The sequence below is a fragment of the Fodinibacter luteus genome (genome assembly GCF_039541575.1).
Classification (GTDB): domain Bacteria; phylum Actinomycetota; class Actinomycetes; order Actinomycetales; family Dermatophilaceae; genus Fodinibacter; species Fodinibacter luteus.
The window spans coordinates 92152-109914 of the sequence record NZ_BAABGM010000025.1 but is presented as its reverse complement, the minus strand read 5'-3'; the positions used below and the strand labels follow the sequence as shown (position 1 = coordinate 109914).

The window sequence follows — 17763 nt, the reverse complement described above, 5'->3', positions numbered from 1 at the left end:
GACCCACGATGTCCCGCTTCCTCTTCGCCACGGTGCCGGTCCCGGCCCACACCCGCTTCCCGCTGCCCGTGGCCGCCCGGCTCGTCGAGCGCGGTCACGAGGTGCTGTGGTTCGCGAGCCGCCGCTTCCACGACGACGTCGCGCGCGTCGGCGCGACCCCGCTGCCCTTCCGCACGACGCGCGACTTCGACGGGGCGCGCCTGCTCGACGAGTTCCCCCAGCTCGCAGGGCTCCGGGGACCACGGGCCATCGGGCGTGCGTACGCCGACGTCTTCGTCGGTGAGGCCCCCCGCCGGGTCGCCGACCTGCGTGCCGTGCTCGACGAGACCCCGGTCGACGCCCTCGTGTCCGACGCGCTGAGCTACGGGGTCGGGCTGCTCGGGGAGGCGCTCGGCGTCCCCTCGGCCACGTTCGGCGACGGCCCCCTCGTGCGGGCCCACGGGCCGACCCCAGCCTTCGGGCCGGGCCTGCGACCACTGCGAGGGCCGCTCCTCGCGCCCGCGTCGCGGCTGCGCAACCACGCGGTCCGCACGGCGTCCCGACGGTGGGTCTTCGCCGAGGCGCAGGAACGCCACGACCGCCTGCGCCGCGAGCTGGGTCTGGCACGCGACGGCAGGGACGTGCTCGAGGCATCGGTGTCGCCGCTGCTGCACCTGCAGGCGTGCGGCCCGTCGTTCGAGTACCCGGTGCCCGACCTGTCGCCGACCGTGCACTGGATCGGTGCCCTGCGCCCTGACCCCCCGCGCTGGGTGCCGCCCGCGTGGTGGGACGAGGTGCGCACGTCGTCCCGCCCCGTCGTGCACGTGACCCAGGGCAGCATCAGGCACGACATGACCGAGCTCGTCGTCCCGGCCCTGCGGGCGCTCGCCGACGAGGACGTCCTCGTCGTCGTGACGACCGGGGGGGTGTCGCCGACTCGGCTCGAGGCCGCCCTCGGCGGCCCGGTGCCCGCCAACGCGCGGGTCTGCGAGTTCGTGCCCTACGACCTGCTGCTCCCGCACGCCGACGTGTGCCTGACGAACGGCGGGTACACCGGTGTGACCACCGCGCTGCACCACGGAGTCCCCCTCGTGCAGGCGGGCTCGACCGAGGAGAAGGCCGAGATCGGGGCGCGCATCCGGTGGAGCGGGGTGGGGGTCCGCATCCGAGCCACCCGACCGCACCCCCGTCGGCTGCGTGCGGCCGTGCGCCGGGTGCTGCGCGACCCCGCGTTCGCGGCCGCCGCCGCAGGCATGGGTCGGGAGCTGCGGGCCCACGACGCCGCCCACGAGGCCGCGGACCTCCTCGAACGCCTCGCCGGGACGGGCGGCCCCGTGACCCGAGCCGTGACGCCGGCCCGGGCGCGCTGACCCGGGCGCCGCTTGCCCCGGTCGGCACCCGCGCCTAGGTTCGTGGGACCGCCGCAGTCGCCGTGGCCGCGGCACCGACCCCGGAGCCGGCATGTACCTGCACCCCGACGTCCTCGAGAACCTCTCCGCAACCGAGTTCGTCGCCCTCATCAAGGGCATGTCGGACCAGCAGATCCGGGACGACCTCGGCGGTGGCCACCGGGTCGAGACGCTCGACGCCATCTTCGCCCGCTTCCCCCACCAGTTCCGCCCCGAGAAGGCGGGTGACCGCAGCGCGCGGATCGACTTCCGCATCACCGGCGGCCCGGGGGACACGAGCGACACCTACGGGGTCGTCGTCGACGCCGGCACGTGCACGATCCACAAGGGGCCGAGCCAGACCCCCGACCTCTCGCTCATGCTCGGCCCGGCCGAGTTCCTCAAGCTCATCACCGGCACCGGCAACCCCGCGATGATGTTCATGATGGGCAAGATCAAGGCGCGCGGCGACCTCGGGCTCGCGAGCGGCCTCTCGAGCTGGTTCGAGACCCCGAAGGCGTGACCCGGCATCCGCGGCGTCCGCCCGGCATCCGGCTTGACCCTGACGCCGCGTGAGGCGGCACGGTGGTGACATGACCGCGACGAGCCAGCACACTGCCGGGGTGGAGCTCACCGTCGGCCAGGTGGCCGAGTCCTTCGGCGTCACGGTGCGCACTCTGCACCACTACGACGCCGAGGGCCTCGTCGTGCCGAGCGCGCGCACCCACGCCGGGTACCGGCTCTACACGGATGCCGACCTGGCCCGGCTCGCGACCGTCGTCACCTACCGGCGGCTCGGCCTGCCCCTCGGCGAGGTGCGCACGCTGCTCGCCGGGCAGGGGACGCCGGCGGAGCACCTGCGGCGCCAGCGCGACGCGGTCATGTCCCGGCTGGGCGAGCTCGAGCGGCTCGTCGCGGCGATCGACCGAGCACTGGAGGCACACATGGAGCACCGACCCGCCACGACCGAGGAGCTCACGGAGCTGTTCGGCGACGGCTTCAGCGAGGAGTACCAGGCCGAGGCCGAGGAGCGGTGGGGCGACACCGACGCCTGGCGCCAGTCGGCCTCGCGCACCAACAGCTACACCCGGGAGCAGTGGACCGAGATCAAGGCCGAGGGGGATGCCGTCAACGCCGCCCTCGTGGCCGCCCTGCGGTCGGGCGAGCCCGCCACGTCGACGCGGGCGATGGATGCCGCGGAGGCGCACCGCGCGCACATCGAGCGGTGGTTCTACGACCTCGACCACGGCTTCCACCGGGGCCTGGCCGACATGTACGTCGCCGACCCGCGGTTCACGAGGACCTACGAGGACCTCGAGCCCGGCCTCGCCGCCTACGTCCACGACGCCATCCACACCAACGCCGACCGGCACGAGCAGGCCTGACCCCGCCCGCCGCCTGCGACCTCGTGCGACCTGGGTGCGGTTCTGGCGCGGGAGAGCGACGAGAACCGTGGGTAGGTCGCACGAGGTCGGGGTCCGGGGGGGTGGTCGATGCGGCGGCGGATGCCGGGACGGTGCGGGCGTGTCACGGGGCTGGCCTAGGCTCGCTCGGGTGACGGGACACGACGGGCTGTTCATCGCCTTCGAGGGCGGCGACGGCGCGGGCAAGTCGACGCAGGTGCGGCTGCTCGCGCAGGCCCTGCGCGAGCGCGGACGCACCGTGGCGGTGACCCGGCAGCCCGGGGGCACCGAGCTCGGGGCCGCGATCCGCGACCTCGTGCTGCACGGCGACCACGTGTCCCCGCGCGCCGAGGCGCTGCTCTTCGCCGCCGACAAGGCGCACCACGTCGACGAGCTCGTCCGCCCGGCCCTGGAGCGCGGTGAGGTCGTCATCACCGACCGCTACACCGACTCGTCGGTGGCCTACCAGGGCGCCGGTCGCGACCTCGGTGCCGCCGAGGTCCACGACCTGCAGATGTGGGCCGTCGACGCACTCGTCCCCGACCTCACGGTCGTCGTCGACGTCCCGGCCGCCGAGGGCCGCCGGCGCCGCGGGGGCACCCACGACCGGCTCGAGTCCGAGGCCGACGCGTTCCACGAGGCCATCCGCCAGCACTTCCTCGCGATGGCCGCCGGCCACCCCGAGCGCTACCTCGTCGTCGACGGCACCGAGCCACCCGACCGCCTCCACGACCGGGCCCTCGACCGGCTCGAGGAGATGGGCCTGGTGCCGCGATGACGGTCTGGCACGACGTCATCGGCCAGGACGCCGCCGTGGCCACCCTCGAGCAGGCGGTGCGCCACCCCGACGCGATGACCCACGCCTGGCTGTTCACCGGCCCCCCCGGCTCGGGCCGCTCCGTCGCCGCGCGGGCCTTCGCCGCGGCCCTGCTGTGCCCCGACGGGGGCTGCGGGCAGTGCCGCGAGTGCCGCACGGCGCTCGAGGGCACCCACGCCGACGTCGACGTCGTCGCGACCGAGGGGCTGTCCATCAAGGTCGAGCTGGCGCGAGACCTCGTCGCCCTCGCCGCCCACCGGCCCTCGGTCGGCCGCTACCGGGTCGTCATCGTCGAGGATGCCGACCGGCTCACCGAACGGGCGGCCGACGCCCTGCTCAAGGCCCTCGAGGAGCCCGCGCCACGCACCGTCTGGATGCTGTGCGCCCCCTCCGTCGAGGACGTCATCATCACGATCCGGTCTCGCTCGCGGCACGTGCGGCTGCGCACCCCCTCGGTCGAGGCCGTCGCCGACCTGCTCACCCGCCGCGACGGCGTCGACCCGGCGATGGCCCGGTACGCCGCGCGAGCCGCCCAGTCGCACGTCGGCATGGCTCGCCGGCTGGCCCGCGACGAGCACGCCCGGATCCGCCGCCACGACGTCATCTCCCTCGCGGCGCGCATCGTCGGCGTCGGGGAGGCGATCGGCGCGGCGAGCGACATCATGACCATCGCCGCCGAGGAGTCCGCCGCGGCATCCGGCGAGCGCGACGCCGCCGAGCGCACCCGGCTCATGGAGGTGCTCGGCGCCGACCCCACGGCGCGCACCCAGCCGCCGCACATCCGCTCCCAGCTCTCCTCCCTCGAGAAGGAGCAGAAGGCGCGGGCCACCCGGTTCACCCGCGACGTCATCGACCGCTCCCTCGTCGACCTGCTCTCCGTCTACCGCGACGCGCTCGTCGTGCGCACCGGCGCCGGCACCTCCCTCGTCAACGAGGACAGCCGCCAGGTCGTCCAGCGGGTCGGCGAGCTGCTCGAGCCCGACGACCTGCTGAGGGCGATGGACGCGATCGGCACCGCCCGGGAGCGGATCGGCGCCAACGTCAACCCGCTCCTCGCGCTCGAGGCGATGGCGCTCGACCTGCGGCTGCCGCGCTGAGCGGTCGTGGGGCCTCGTCCGTGCGGCATGGCCGGATCGTGACCTCGCCGATGCGGTGTCCTCCAGACGGCTCGCCTATCGTGCGCCCATGAACCCCCGCCGCGTCGCCGTCCTCGCGGGTGCCACGGTCACCGTGCTCGCCCTGTCCGGGTGCACCCTCGTCGACGGGATGCGGGGGTCCGCGAGCACCCCGACCGCGGTCGTCACTCCGCAGGGGCCGCCGCCGGGTGCCGAGTCGCTCGAGCGCTTCTACACCCAGCGACTGGAGTGGACCGACTGCGAGGGCGCACAGTGCGCGTCCCTCGAGGTGCCCGTCGACTACGAGAACCCGCAGGGCGACACGATCGAGGTCGCCGTCATCCGGGTGCCGGCCGAGCGCGGCTCGAGGCGACTCGGCTCACTCGTCGTCAACCCGGGCGGGCCGGGCGGCTCGGGCGTCGACTACGCGCGGGCGGCGGACTTCATCGTCGGCCCGGGGGTGCGCGACGCCTACGACGTCGTCGGCTTCGACCCGCGCGGGGTCGGCCGCTCGGCCCCCGTCGACTGCGTGACCGACGCAGAGCTCGACGCGTTCCTCGGAGCAGACCCCACGCCCGACGACGCTGCGGAGGAGCAGGAGTTCGCCCGGACCGCGGCCGACTTCGCCGCGTCGTGCGGGACGACGGCCGGGCCGCTGCTCGCGCACGTCTCGACGAAGGATGCCGCCCGCGACATGGACGTGCTGCGCTCGGCGCTCGGGGAGGAGAAGCTGACCTACCTCGGCAAGTCCTACGGCACCTACCTCGGTGCGACGTACGCCGAGCTCTTCCCGGCGCAGGTCGGGCGGATGGTGCTCGACGGCGCGGTCGCCCCCGACCTCACCCCCGAGGAGGTCAACCTCGGCCAGGCGAAGGGCTTCGAGCGGGCGACCCGCGAGTGGGCGGCCTACTGCGTCGAGGAGGGCGACTGCCCCCTGGGTGACTCGGTCGAGCAGGTCATGGAGGGCCTGCGCACCTTCCTGCTCTCCGTCGACGGCAGCCCCCTGCCGCGCACGGGCGACAACGCCGTGCCGCGGCTCACCGAGGGCTGGGCCTCGCTCGGCATCGCGGCCGCCATGTACGACCAGGGGGCGTGGCAGAGCCTCGTCGACGCCATGGGCGACGCCGTCGGTGGCGACGGCACCTCGCTCATGCAGCTGGCCAACCAGTACGCCGACCGCAACCCGGGCGGCCAGTACGCCGGCAACATCATGGAGGCCATCTACGCGGTCAACTGCCTCGACAAGCCCGACACCGACGACGTCGCGGAGCGCCGGCGGCTCGCCGAGGAGTCCCTGGCCGACGCGCCCACGTGGGGCCCGTTCCTCATGTGGAGCTCGCAGCCGTGCGGCTCGTGGCCGGTCGAGCCCACGGGGGAGCCGCGGACCATCGCGGCGGAGGGGGCCGACCCGATCGTCGTCATCGGCACGACGCGCGACCCGGCGACGCCGTACGAGTGGGCGGTGCGCCTGCGCGACCAGCTCGCCGACGCCTCGCTCATCACCTTCGACGGCGACGGCCACACGGCGTACACGCGCTCCAACTCGTGCGTCGACGACGCGGTCGATGCGTACTACCTCGAGGGGACCGTGCCCGAGGACGGCCTGCGCTGCTGAGCGGGGCGTCGCGCGGGTCGCGGTGGTGTCGGCCGGTCGGCGGGGCGCTCGTGGGTCGACCGCGGCGGTGGCGGCACCGGGATTCGCGGTGGACGCGGCCGGCGGGGCGCTCGTGGGTCGACCGCGGCGGTGGCGGCACCGGGATTCGCGGTGGACGCGGTCGGCTCGTATACTCGTCCGGCGTGCCCGAGCCCGCTCGGGCGCCCGCCGCCTTAGCTCAGTCGGCCAGAGCGATTCACTCGTAATGAATAGGTCAAGGGTTCGATTCCCTTAGGCGGCTCCGCAGCAGCACCGCAGGTCAGGCCCCCGCGACGCCGGTCGAGGGGGCCTTTCCGTCGCCCCCGGGATGGCCGCGTGCCCACGAGTGCCGGCATGGCGCTGCCTGCCTGCCTGCGCTTTCTGTCGGCCCGAGGCACCCGGGCGCCAGCCACGGTCAGGGACCGCTGCGGGAACGGATGGTCCGCCTCCGTCACGGTGGGTCCGGTGATGCACACCGCGCGACAGCCCGCGCCCTCTGCATCACCCGTGGCCAGATCCTGCGTCAGATCCTGCGCCAGATCGGCCGCACGAGTGAGCAGAACATGCCCGGGATCGAGGGCGATGCCGCGCGTGTCCTGCTCACTCGATGGCGAGCGCTCATCAGCAGGCCCTTGCGTCGCCCCCGTCGCGAACGTGGGTGCACTCCTTCGGGAGGCGGCTGTCCAGAACGTCCCTTCACACCCTTGTCCAGAACGTCCCTTCACACCCTTGTCCAGACCGTCCCTTCACATGACATGCGGGGAGGCGGCGATCTTCACCCACGTTCCGCCGTCAGAGGGCGCCGACTCACCCCAGGATGGCCGTCGCGACGACGAAGTAGACGAGGAGCGACAGCAGGTCCTGGACGACGGTCGCGAGCGGACCACTGCCGTAGGCCGGGTCGCGCCCCAGGCGGGACATGAGGGCCGGCAGCGCCATCGCCACGACGGTGGCCACCGCGCACGCCGCGAAGAGCGAGAGTGCGACGACGAGGGCGAGGTCGAAGGACCCGAAGACGGCGACGACCGCGGGCACCGCGGCGACGGCGAGCAGGAGCCCCAGGGCCACGCCGGTCAGGACCTCGAGCCGGAGCACCCGCCGGATGGACACACCGACCGAGAGCCCGCGGATGATGAGCGACTCGGTCTGCGTGCCGATCGCGTCGGCCATGTAGACGACGCCGGGCACGAAGAAGGCCAGCCGGACGTCCTCGGACAGGGTCTCCTCGAAGCCCCCGACGAGCCAGGCGGCGAGGCCGGCGCCGAGGAGCCCGAGCAGCAGCCACGGGGTGCGGTGCCGCAGCCGGGCGCCGAGGGACTCCTCGCTCGCGTGCCGGGCGTTCGCCGCCGAGGCCGTGACCCCGGACAGGCGGAGGACGACGTCCTCGTCGTGCTCCGCGAGCAGCACACCCATGAGCCGGGCGGGCGGCACGAGGCCGTGGAAGGAGCCGTCGGGCCCGACGACGGCCAGGCTCGACTCACCGTGCTGGACCGCCTTCCACGCAGCCTTCTCCTGGTCCTCACCGGGCCGGACGACCGGCGGGTCGGCGTCCATGAGCTCGGCCGCCGAGGTCCCCTCGTCGGCGGCGAGCAGCGCCTCGGCCGGGATGAGGCCGAGCAGCCGGGTGCCCCGGCACACCGCGATGTCCGCGACGGTGTCGAACGTGCGGTCGTGGAGCCCGCGGCGCACCACACCCGCCGTGTCGTCGGGCCCGCACACGGGCACCCGGGTCGCCAGGTAGGCCTCGATGGAGCCGGGCAGCAGGGGCTCGTCGGTCGCGACGGGGGTCGGGGGGGCGGTCATGCTGCCAGTGTCCGCCCGGCGGCCGGATGCCGGTGGGTCGTGTGACCGACCCCGACCCCGCAGCGTGAGGATTCCTTCACGAACGCCTCACGAGCGGCTCACCCCGGCACGCCACGATGGGGGCATGACCCGCACGACCCACCGCGCCACCCCCACCCCGGCCCTCCGCCTCGCCGCGCTCGCCCTCGTCGGCCCCGCGGCCCTCGGCCTCACCGGCTGCGGCAGCGAGCCCGGACCCGAGTCGGTGGGTGCGCCGATCACGCTGTCCAGCACCCCGGTCGGCCCCGGCTCCAGCACCACCGAGCCGACCGCCAAGCCGACCGCGTCCCCCTCCACCGCTGCCTCGACCGCCGCCCCCGGCGGGGCCGCACCGGTGCCCACGCTCGTGCGAGACGACCGGGCGGACGTCGACGCCGAGGACCAGGGCGGTGACGGCAGGTCGGTGCGGGTCTCGGAGGTGCGCCTGTCGGTCGGCACCGGTCACGTCGTCGTCGTCGACCCCCGCACCCGCCAGGTGCTCGGCAGCGCCACCGTGAGCTCGGGCACCACCCGCGGCGTCACCGTGCCGCTCGCCGACCCGGTGACCCGCAGCGGTGAGCTCGTCGTGCTCCTCCACACCGACGACGGCGACGGCCGGTTCGACCCGGCCACCGACGGCCCCGTCGTCGACGACGACGACCTCGAGCCGGTCGACGAGGACTTCGACTACCGGCTCCGCTGACCGCTCGACGACACGAACGCGCGGCGGCGTGACGTACCGCGACAATGGTCCGGTGAGGGCGACGGCATCCGGTGGGGTACCCGGCACGGCATCCGACCCGGCACTCGGCGGGGTGGCCGCGGATGCCGCGCGACCGGCATCCGCGCCGCGCACCGACAGCGCACCCCGGGCCGGGCGCCCGTGGCGCCCCCGGGACTCCGCCCGGGCCCGCCTGCTGCTCGTCCAGGTCGGGCTCGTGGTCCTCGCGCTCCTCGTGACGCTCGTCATCACGCGGCAGTACCTCCTCGAGCGCGTCGACGACCGCATCGACGCCGCCCTGGCCCAAGAGGTCGGCGAGTTCCGCGCCCTCGCGGCGAAGGGCATCGACCCCGTGACCGGCGCGCTGTACGACGACCCGGAGCGGCTCCTGACGCTGCACCTGCAGCGCACCGTCCCGCAGGAGAACGAGACGATCCTCGCCCTCGTCGACGGGGTGCCCGCCGGCCGGCTCGCCCCGGAGCCACCGGTGCGCCTCGACCTCGACCCGGAGGCCGTCGCCACGTTCGCCTCCGCGCAGGACGTCCGCACCGGCGAGCTCGAGACCGCGAGCGGCGTCGTGCGCTACCGGGTCGTCCCGGTGCTCGTCGAGGGCTCGCCGCGCCGTGGGGCCCTCGTCGTCGGCGTCTTCCGCGACCTCGAGCGCCGCGAGGTCGACGTCGTGGTGCTCGTCCTCCTCGGGGCCGGGCTCGTCGGCCTGCTCCTCGCCGGCTCGCTCGCCTGGGTCGCCGCGGGGCGGGTGCTGCGCCCGGTCGACGACGTGCGCCGGGCCGCCGAGGAGATCGGGGCGTCCGACCTGTCGCGGCGGCTCGAGGTCCGCGGCACCGACGAGGTCGCCGATCTCGCGCGGACCTTCAACGGCATGCTCGACCGGCTCGAGCACGCCTTCGCCGACCAGCGGCAGTTCCTGGACGACGCGAGCCACGAGCTGCGCACCCCGATCACGATCGTGCGGGGCAACCTCGAGACGATGAGCGCGGACCCGGCCCAGCGCGCGGCCTCCATGACGGTCGTCCTCGACGAGCTCGACCGGATGGGCCGGCTCGTCGACGACCTGCTCACCCTCGCCCGCTCCGACGGGCCCGACTTCGTCGTCCCCGGCCGGGTCGAGCTGAGCGAGCTCACCCTCGGCGTGCTCGCCCGGGCCCGGGCGCTCGCCGACCGTGACTGGCAGCTCGACGAGGTCGGCGCGGGCTTCTTCCTGGCCGACGAGCAGCGGGTGCTCCAGGCGATGCTCCAGCTCGCCGAGAACGCGGTGGCGCACACCGGACCGGGTGACGTCATCCGGATCGGCAGCGCCGCCGGTCCCGACAGCGTCGACCTGTGGGTGCACGACAGTGGCCCCGGCATCTCGCCCGAGCAGCGCGACCGGGTGCTCGAGCGGTTCGTGCGGGCGGGCACGTCGCGGTCCGACGGGGCCGGCCTTGGCCTCGCCATCGTCTCCACCATCGCGAGGGCGCACGACGGTGAGGTCGTCATCGACGAGCCGGATGCCGGGGCGCGCGTGCGCCTGCACCTGCCGGTGAGAGGGTGACCCGGTGGCGCACATCCTGATCGTCGAGGACGAGACCCGGATCTCCGACTTCCTGGACCGCGGCCTTCGGGCCGCGGGCCACGTGACCTCCGTCGCCGCCGACGGGCACACCGGGCTCCACCTCGCACTGGGGGGCGACGTCGACCTCGTCGTGCTCGACCTCGGCCTGCCCGACCGCGACGGCCTCGACGTGCTCCGGGAGCTGCGCGGGAGCGGCAGCGAGGTGCCCGTCATCGTGCTCACCGCGCGCGGCGGGGTCCGCGACACGGTCGCCGGCTTGACGACCGGGGCGACGGACTACGTCGTCAAGCCGTTCCACTTCGCCGAGCTCGAGGCCCGGGTGACGCTGCGCCTCGCCGAGTCGCGGCGGGCCGCGACCACGTCGGGCCGTCCGGACGAGACCCGCCTCGTCGCCGGCGACGTCGTGCTCGACCTGCTCGAGCGGCGCCTCACCGTCGGTGGCACGGAGCACGACCTCACGGAACGGGAGTTCCACCTCGTCGAGACGCTCCTGCGCCACCCCGGCCAGGTGCTCTCGCGCGAGCAGCTGCTCAACCTCGTCTGGGGCTTCGACTTCGCACCGGGCTCCAACGTCGTCGACGTCTACGTCGCCCAGCTGCGGTCCAAGCTCGGGCGCGAGCGCATCGAGACGGTACGGGGAGCCGGGTACCGCTTCCGCGGCTGACCGTGCCGGGGGCTAGCGTGTCGGCATGGCCGAGCCCGTCGTCGAGGTCGTCGGGGTGTACGACGCCGACGGCGGGGTCGTCGGCGAGCTCACGTACGTCGTCGGCCACCTCCTCGGCCGCACCGAGTGCTCGCTGTGCGACGTCACCCACGGGCCGGTGCGCCGCAAGCCCGACTGGGACGCCATGGCCGCGCGGCTGCCCGTCGTGGTGCGACTCGTGCACCGCAACGAGACGACCGGGTCCGAGCGCGCGGCCCACGACGCGACGGGGCTGCCGGTCGTGCTCGGCGTGCGCGCCGACGGTGGGCACACCGTCCTCCTGGGACCGGCTGCGCTCCGGGCCCTCGAGGGCTCCGTGGCGGCGTTCGAGACCGCCCTGCGCGCCGCCCTCGCCGTCGAAGGCGGAGCGCCCGGATCCCCCCGTCGCTAGGCTGGTGCCCCCCGACCCACCAGGAGCCCACCCATGACCGATCCCGCCGTCCAGCCGGGGTTCACCCGCTTCCTCATGAAGAGCAAGCTCGGCGCCGGTCGCGACTTCCAGGTGCTCGACCCGCAGACCGAGCAGCAGCTCTACCTCGTCGACGGCAAGATCGGCCCGCGGCCGAAGGCCGAGGTGCTCGACGCGGCCGGCACGCTGCTCTACAGCGTGAGGGGACAGCTGCTCGGTATCCCGAAGAAGCTGACGATCGCCGACGCCGCAGGCGCGGAGGTGGCCACCCTGAAGGCGAAGAAGTTCTCCGTCGTCAAGGACCGGATGGACATGGAGATGGCCTCCGGCGAGCCCTGGCACGTCGAGGGCAAGCTCATCGAGAAGAACTACACGGTGACGAGCGGCGGGCGCGACGTCGTGCGGATCAGCCAGAAGTGGATGACCGTGCGCGACAAGTACTCCGTCGAGGTCGCCGACGGCGTCGACGTCGGGCTCGCCCTTGCCGTCGTCTGGGCGATCGACCGCTGGGTCGAGCGGGACTGACGCCACGCCGTGGACGGTCACCGGTGAGGCACCCCGCGCGCGTCGCTCCAGCCCCCGGCCAGGAGTCGGTGTGGGACTACCCGCGGCCGCCCCGCGTCGAGCCGAGCACGGAACGGGTCGAGGTCTGGCTCGGGGGCGTGCTCGTGGCGGCGTCGACTCGGTCGCTCAGGGTGCTCGAGACGAGCCATCCGCCGTCGTACTACCTGCCGCTCGACGACGTCACCCCCGGTGCGCTGCGCCCCGCCGAGGGGTCGACGTGGTGCGAGTTCAAGGGCGCCGCCACGTACTTCGACGTCCTCGGCGGGGATGCCGTCGCACCCCGGGCCGCGTGGGGGTACCCGACGCCGAGCCCGGGGTTCGAGGCGCTCGTCGGCCACGTCGCCGTCATGCCGGGCGCCATGGACCGGTGCCTCGTCGACGGGGAGGAGGTGCTCCCGCAGGAGGGCGGGTTCTACGGCGGGTGGATCACCTCACGCGTCGTCGGGCCGTTCAAGGGCGGGCCGGGGACGCGGGGCTGGTGAGACCTCAAGGCGACGTCGCCGTGACGCGGTCCCACCGCGCCGGGTCTCAGCGTGACCCGGCGTCACCGTGACGCGGCGTCACCGTGACGCGCGGTCACCGTGATGCGCCGTCGGTGACCTGACCGCTCGACGGCTCAGGTGTCGCTGAGCGGGTGGTCCTTCGTCGCGAGCTCGCGCCGGGCCTTCTCGGACGCCGCGGAGAGCTCGTCGGCGGTGCGCTGCGCCGACCCACCGTCCCAGCCGAGGTCGTCGTGCTCCGGCATCCGCCAGCGCGCCGTCGTGATGCCGGCCTCCTTGGCCCGCTCCAGCGCCTCACGGATGCAGTTCTCGGCGTCCTCGCGACCCGCCCAGTGCGCGCCCTCGACCGACTTGCCCGGCTCGAGGTCCTTGTAGGTCTCGAAGAAGTGCTGGATCTCGAGGCGGTCGAACTCGCTGACGTCGTCGATCTCGCGGATGTGGTTCTTGCGCGGGTCGCCCGCGGGGATGCACAGGATCTTGTCGTCGCCGCCGGCCTCGTCGCGCATGTGGAACATGCCGATCGGCCGGGCCCGCACGAGGCAGCCGGGGAAGGTCGGCTCGTCGAGGAGGACGAGCGCGTCGAGCGGGTCGCCGTCCTCGCCGAGGGAGTCCTCGACGTAGCCGTAGTCGGAGGGGTACGCCATCGCGGTGAAGAGCATCCGGTCGAGGCGGATCCGGCCCGTCTCGTGGTCGACCTCGTACTTGTTGCGGTGCCCCTTGGGGATCTCGATGGTGACGTCGAACTCCACGACGGGCTTCTCCCTCTGTGACGGCGGTGACCTAGGCTCGCTGCACAGTGTGGCGCATCGGCCCGCGGAACCACGAAGGGAGACGGGGTGAGACGGGTCATGCTCGCCTCGGCGGGCGTCCTCCTCGCCGTCTCGACGTACGCCGCGGCCGACGTCCTCGACGCGGCGCCCGGCATCCTCACCCTCGACCGCCCGGTCCCGGTGCCCACGCCCACCGTCTCCGGGTCCCCGGCGCCCGTCGTGCTGCCCGAGCCGGCCGTCGTCGACCCGGTGCTCGCCGACACCGGCTCCGACGCCCCGGTGCCGACCGCCGCGGGCCTCGAGCGGGCCCTGACCGCAGCCTCGGGCGACCCCGCCCTCGACGGCGGCGTCGGGATCAGCGTGCGGGACGGCATCACCGGCGAGGAGCTGTGGGCGCTCGACGCCGACCGGCCGCGCGTCCCCGCCTCGACCGCCAAGCTGCTCGCCGCGCTCGCCGTCGTCGACGGCGTCGACCTCGGCGCCACGATGGCCACCCGCGTCGTCGCCCCGGCCGGGTCGACCGACCTCGTGCTCGTCGCGAGCGGGGACACCCTCCTCGCCCCGGGCACGGGCGACCCGGATGCCGTCGCGGGGCGGGCGGGGCTCGCGGACCTCGCCGCCGAGGTGGCCGACGCCCTCGCGCCGAGCGGCGCGAGGACGGCGACGCTGCGCCTCGACCTGAGCTGGGCTCCCGGGCCCCGCTACCCCTCGACGTGGAACCCGAACGACGTGCGCGACGGCTTCACCCAGGCCGTCGTCATGACCGGCCTCGCGACCCAGCTGCCGGCCGCCGGCCGCCCGTCGCCCCGCTTCCCGGAGCGCGAGGTGGCGCGGGTGTTCGCCGAGGCGCTGTCCGACCGGGGGATCCGGGCCACCCTCGCCCCCGAGCGCACGTGGACCGAGCCGGCCCCGGCCGGTGCCCTCGAGCTCGGGTCGGTCGAGTCGGCGACCTACGCCGACGTGCTCGACCTCGCGCTCGACCGGAGCGAGAACGCCCTCACCGAGAACCTCGTCCGCCAGGCGGCCGCGACCGCCGGGCGCCCGACGACCGGGCAGGGCGACAACGCGGACTTCATCGTCGAGCGGCTCACCGCCCACGACGTCCCGACCGAGGGGCTCGTCCTGAAGGACGCGAGCGGCCTGAGCCCGGACCAGGCCGCGAGCGCCGCGACGCTGTCCGGCGTGCTGCGGCTCGCGGCCGTCGAGGCTTCGGGTCAGCTCCCGGAGCTGCGCGGCGTGCTCGCCGGGCTGCCGGTGGGCGGGCTCTCGGGCACGCTCAGGCGGCGCTTCACCGCCGACGCGACGCAGGACGTCGCCGGGGTGCCGAGGGCCAAGACGGGCACGTTGCGGGCCGGGTCCGCGCTCGCGGGCACGACGGTGAGTGCCGACGGGCGGCCGCTCACCTACGTCGTCCTCGTCGACGAGTTCCCGGAGACCTTCGGGGGAACGCAGCGCGCCCGGGCCGCGTTGGACCGGATCGTGGCCGCGCTGACCAGGTGCGGCTGCCGCTGACGGCGGCACGACGGAGAGGCAGGACCTGCGTGGGATACGTCGACTGGGAGTTCGCGAAGACGACCGGGCGCACCCTCGTGCCCGCGGGCCCGACCGTCACGCGTGCCGAGGCGGAGGCCGAGGTCGCGGCGATCCGGGCCGCCGCCCGGGCCGCCCGGGAGCCGGTGGCCGCGACGGCCCTCCTCGACACGCCCGACGACGCCCCGGACGCCCTCGTCGTCGACCGCGCCACGTGGATCGCGGTCAACGCCGACTCGATGAGCGCGATGCTCGACCCCACGTTCGACGCGATCATCGAGCGGCGGGGGGAGGCGCCGCATCCGGGCGTGCAGGCCGTCGGGTCCAAGGTGACCGGCGCCGAGGCGGGTGCCCTCCTCGCCTTCATGGCGAGCAAGGTGCTCGGGCAGTACGACCTCGCCCCGGGTGGCACGCCGGCGCTCATGCTCGTCGCGCCGAACATCGTCGCCGTCGCCGACGAGCTGGGGGTCGACCGTACCGACTTCCGCGCCTGGGTGTGCATGCACGAGGAGACCCACCGCGTGCAGTTCACCGCGAACCCGTGGCTGCGCGAGCACCTCGTCGCCGAGGCCCGCAGCCTCGCCGTCGACCTCGCACCCGACACCGAGCGGCTCACCGAGCTGGCCGGCATCCTCACCGAGAAGCTTCCGGAGGTCTTCCGCGAGGGCAGCGCCGGGCTCACCGAGCTCTTCACGACGCCCGAGCAGCGCGAGCGGCTCGCCGGCCTCACCGCGATCATGTCGCTCCTCGAGGGGCACGCCGACGTCGTAATGGACGACGTCGGGCCCGCGCACATCCCGACCGTCGCGCACATCCGGGCGCGGTTCACGCAGCGCCGCAAGGGCGTGGGCGCCGCAGACCGGATGCTGCGCCGCCTCCTCGGGCTCGAGGCGAAGATGCGCCAGTACCGTGACGGCGCCGTGTTCGTGCGCGGCGTGCAGGAGCGGGTGGGCGTCGAGGGCTTCAACGCGATCTGGACCTCTCCCGAGACCCTCCCGATGGCCCGCGAGATCGAGGACCCGCACGCCTGGGTCCGCCGCGTCCACGGCTGACCCGCTGACCGCCTGGGAGCCCGCCCCGGCCCCGGCCCCGGCTTCGCCCCGGCCCGGCATCCCACCTCGTGCGAGTTGCACGCGGTTCTCGCAGGACCGACCCCGTGAGAACCGTGTGCAAACCGCACGAGGTCGGCAAGGATGCGGCGGTGGAGAGGCGCTGGGGTCGACCCCACCCCGCGACGGCGGCGGTCCGGCACGCCGTGCGCGCGGTGCTCGCCGGCCTGCCACCCGACGCCCTCGTGCTCGTCGCGTGCAGCGGCGGCGCCGACTCGCTCGCGCTCGCCGCGGCGACGGCGTTCGAGGCGCCGGCAGCCGGTCTGCGTGCCGGGGGGATCGTCGTCGACCACGGCCTCCAGGAGGGGTCCGCCGAGGTCGCGGCGGGGGCGGCCGAGACCCTGCGTGCGCTGTCCCTCGAGCCCGTCGACCTCGTCGCGGTCCGGGTCGCCGGCGCGGGGGAGGGCCTCGAGGCGGCCGCCCGCTCGGCCCGCTACGCCGCTCTCGACGCCGCCGCCGACCGGCACGGGGCTGCCGTCGTGCTCCTCGGCCACACCCTCGACGACCAGGCCGAGCAGGTGCTCCTCGGGCTCGTGCGCGGCGCGGGTGCCCGCTCGCTCGCCGGGATGCCGGCCGCCCGCGGCCGCTACCGCCGTCCCCTCCTCGGGGTGACCCGGGCGCAGGCCCGGGCGTCCGCCGCCGCCGAGGGGCTCGCGTGGTGGGACGACCCCATGAACGACGACCCCGCCTTCACGCGGGTCCGCGCCCGCAGGGCCCTCGCCGACCTCGAGCGCGACCTCGGGCCGGGGGTCGCGACGGCACTCGCGCGCACGGCATCCCAGCTGCGCGACGACGCCGACCACCTCGACGCGCTCGCCGACGCCGCCGTCACCGCCCTCGCGCCCGGCCCGTGGTCCGTCGAGGCGGTCGCCGCCCTGCCCCGAGCGGTGCGCACCCGGGTGTGGCGCCGCCTCCTCGTCGCAGCGGGTGCACCCGCGGGCCAGGTGACGGCCCGGCACACCGACGCCTGCGACCGGCTCCTCACGGCGTGGCACGGGCAGGGCGCCGTGCACGCACCGGGGGGGCTGCGGGTCCGGCGATCCGGCGGTCGGGTGTCCATCGGTCCCCCCGCTCTGGTTGAGTAGGCCACGCAGCCCTCGCCCCCCACACCAGGAGCAGCAGTGGACGCCGCCCACATGGGATCCGACCTCGAACGAGTCCTCATCACCGAGGAGGAGATCCACGCCAAGCTCGACGAGCTCGCCGGGCAGATCGCGACGGAGTACGACGGCAAGGACCTCCTGCTCGTGGGCGTGCTCAAGGGGGCGGTCATGGTCATGGCCGACCTCATGCGCGCCCTGCCGGTGAGCGTGCCGGTCGACTGGATGGCCGTGTCGTCGTACGGGTCGGGCACGAAGAGCAGCGGCGTCGTGCGCATCCTCAAGGACCTCGACGGTGACATCTCCGGCCGCCACGTCCTCATCGTCGAGGACATCGTCGACTCCGGGCTGACCCTGTCGTGGATCAGGTCCAACCTCGAGTCGCGCAGCCCCGCCTCGGTCGAGATCTGCACCCTGCTGCGCAAGCCCGAGGCCGCCAAGGTCGAGGTCGACGTCAAGTGGGTCGGGTTCGACATCCCGAACGAGTTCGTCGTCGGCTACGGCCTCGACTACGCCGAGGCCTACCGGGGCCTGCGCGTCGTCGGCACGCTCGCCCCGCACGTGTACAGCTGAGGCGGGCCGCCGCCGTCGGGGATGCCGTGGCGTCCGGAACGCGGGATGCCGTGGC

At 74.6% G+C, this 17763-nt stretch carries 18 protein-coding genes and 1 tRNA gene; 17 read left to right on the top strand and 2 right to left on the bottom strand.

Annotated elements, in window-relative coordinates; genetic code table 11:
* Positions 1 to 8: 8 nt before the first annotated feature.
* The 7 genes from ABD899_RS17500 to ABD899_RS17470 all read left to right on the top strand — a co-directional run bounded on the left by ABD899_RS17500 (position 9) and on the right by ABD899_RS17470 (position 6597).
* Positions 9 to 1349 (top strand): glycosyltransferase, encoded by a 1341-nt coding sequence (locus tag ABD899_RS17500; RefSeq protein ID WP_345208369.1) that lies wholly within the window; start codon positions 9 to 11, stop codon positions 1347 to 1349.
* A gap of 91 nt (positions 1350 to 1440) precedes the next feature.
* Positions 1441 to 1890 carry an SCP2 sterol-binding domain-containing protein gene (locus ABD899_RS17495; RefSeq protein ID WP_345208367.1) on the top strand — a complete coding sequence of 150 codons (450 nt, stop codon included), beginning with the start codon at positions 1441 to 1443 and terminating at the stop codon, positions 1888 to 1890.
* Between the two features lie 70 nt (positions 1891 to 1960).
* The gene (locus ABD899_RS17490) at positions 1961 to 2752 is read left to right on the top strand and encodes a MerR family transcriptional regulator (protein ID WP_345208365.1); all 792 of its coding nucleotides are present in this window, start codon (positions 1961 to 1963) and stop codon (positions 2750 to 2752) included.
* Positions 2753 to 2921: 169 nt separating this feature from the next.
* On the top strand, positions 2922 to 3548 hold the full coding sequence (tmk, locus tag ABD899_RS17485) for a dTMP kinase (RefSeq protein WP_345208363.1): 627 nt from the start codon (positions 2922 to 2924) through the stop codon (positions 3546 to 3548).
* Positions 3545 to 4684 carry a DNA polymerase III subunit delta' gene (locus ABD899_RS17480; protein WP_345208361.1) on the top strand — a complete coding sequence of 380 codons (1140 nt, stop codon included), beginning with the start codon at positions 3545 to 3547 and terminating at the stop codon, positions 4682 to 4684. The genes tmk and ABD899_RS17480 overlap by 4 nt, the downstream gene beginning before the upstream one ends.
* An 88-nt stretch (positions 4685 to 4772) precedes the next feature.
* Entirely contained in the window at positions 4773 to 6317 is a 1545-nt protein-coding gene (locus ABD899_RS17475; RefSeq protein ID WP_345208359.1) for an alpha/beta hydrolase, read from the top strand.
* A 206-nt stretch (positions 6318 to 6523) separates the two neighbouring features.
* Positions 6524 to 6597, top strand: a tRNA-Thr gene (locus tag ABD899_RS17470).
* A 545-nt stretch (positions 6598 to 7142) separates the two neighbouring features.
* On the opposite strand, the gene ABD899_RS17465 is transcribed toward ABD899_RS17470, so the two are convergent.
* Positions 7143 to 8138, bottom strand: coding sequence for a magnesium transporter (locus ABD899_RS17465; RefSeq protein ID WP_345208357.1), 996 nt, complete (start codon positions 8136 to 8138; stop codon positions 7143 to 7145).
* A gap of 124 nt (positions 8139 to 8262) precedes the next feature.
* Between ABD899_RS17465 and ABD899_RS17460 the strand changes: the two genes are divergently transcribed.
* The 6 genes from ABD899_RS17460 to ABD899_RS17435 are packed head-to-tail and all read left to right on the top strand — an operon-like array spanning position 8263 to position 12608.
* Positions 8263 to 8859 (top strand): DUF7282 domain-containing protein, encoded by a 597-nt coding sequence (locus tag ABD899_RS17460; protein WP_345208355.1) that lies wholly within the window; start codon positions 8263 to 8265, stop codon positions 8857 to 8859.
* Between the two features lie 28 nt (positions 8860 to 8887).
* On the top strand, positions 8888 to 10429 hold the full coding sequence (locus ABD899_RS17455) for a sensor histidine kinase (RefSeq protein ID WP_345208353.1): 1542 nt from the start codon (positions 8888 to 8890) through the stop codon (positions 10427 to 10429).
* Positions 10430 to 10433: 4 nt separating this feature from the next.
* The gene (locus ABD899_RS17450; protein ID WP_345208351.1) at positions 10434 to 11114 is read left to right on the top strand and encodes a response regulator transcription factor; all 681 of its coding nucleotides are present in this window, start codon (positions 10434 to 10436) and stop codon (positions 11112 to 11114) included.
* Positions 11115 to 11139: 25 nt separating this feature from the next.
* The gene (locus tag ABD899_RS17445) at positions 11140 to 11544 is read left to right on the top strand and encodes a hypothetical protein (protein WP_345208350.1); all 405 of its coding nucleotides are present in this window, start codon (positions 11140 to 11142) and stop codon (positions 11542 to 11544) included.
* 33 nt (positions 11545 to 11577) lie between these two features.
* A complete protein-coding gene (locus ABD899_RS17440) occupies positions 11578 to 12087 on the top strand; it encodes an LURP-one-related/scramblase family protein (RefSeq protein WP_345208348.1) in 510 nt (169 codons plus the stop codon).
* A gap of 23 nt (positions 12088 to 12110) precedes the next feature.
* Positions 12111 to 12608 (top strand): DUF427 domain-containing protein, encoded by a 498-nt coding sequence (locus tag ABD899_RS17435; RefSeq protein WP_345208347.1) that lies wholly within the window; start codon positions 12111 to 12113, stop codon positions 12606 to 12608.
* Between the two features lie 134 nt (positions 12609 to 12742).
* Here ABD899_RS17435 and ABD899_RS17430 read toward each other — a convergent pair whose 3' ends face one another.
* On the bottom strand, positions 12743 to 13375 hold the full coding sequence (locus ABD899_RS17430) for an inorganic diphosphatase (protein ID WP_345208346.1): 633 nt from the start codon (positions 13373 to 13375) through the stop codon (positions 12743 to 12745).
* Positions 13376 to 13462: 87 nt separating this feature from the next.
* Between ABD899_RS17430 and ABD899_RS17425 the strand changes: the two genes are divergently transcribed.
* From ABD899_RS17425 to hpt, 4 genes are all read left to right on the top strand, one after another.
* A complete protein-coding gene (locus tag ABD899_RS17425; RefSeq protein ID WP_345208344.1) occupies positions 13463 to 14908 on the top strand; it encodes a D-alanyl-D-alanine carboxypeptidase/D-alanyl-D-alanine-endopeptidase in 1446 nt (481 codons plus the stop codon).
* Between the two features lie 29 nt (positions 14909 to 14937).
* A complete protein-coding gene (locus tag ABD899_RS17420; protein WP_345208342.1) occupies positions 14938 to 15978 on the top strand; it encodes a zinc-dependent metalloprotease in 1041 nt (346 codons plus the stop codon).
* 149 nt (positions 15979 to 16127) lie between these two features.
* Entirely contained in the window at positions 16128 to 17120 is a 993-nt protein-coding gene (tilS, locus tag ABD899_RS17415) for a tRNA lysidine(34) synthetase TilS (protein WP_345208340.1), read from the top strand.
* 36 nt (positions 17121 to 17156) lie between these two features.
* On the top strand, positions 17157 to 17708 hold the full coding sequence (gene hpt, locus ABD899_RS17410) for a hypoxanthine phosphoribosyltransferase (RefSeq protein WP_345208338.1): 552 nt from the start codon (positions 17157 to 17159) through the stop codon (positions 17706 to 17708).
* Positions 17709 to 17763: the final 55 nt, after the last annotated feature.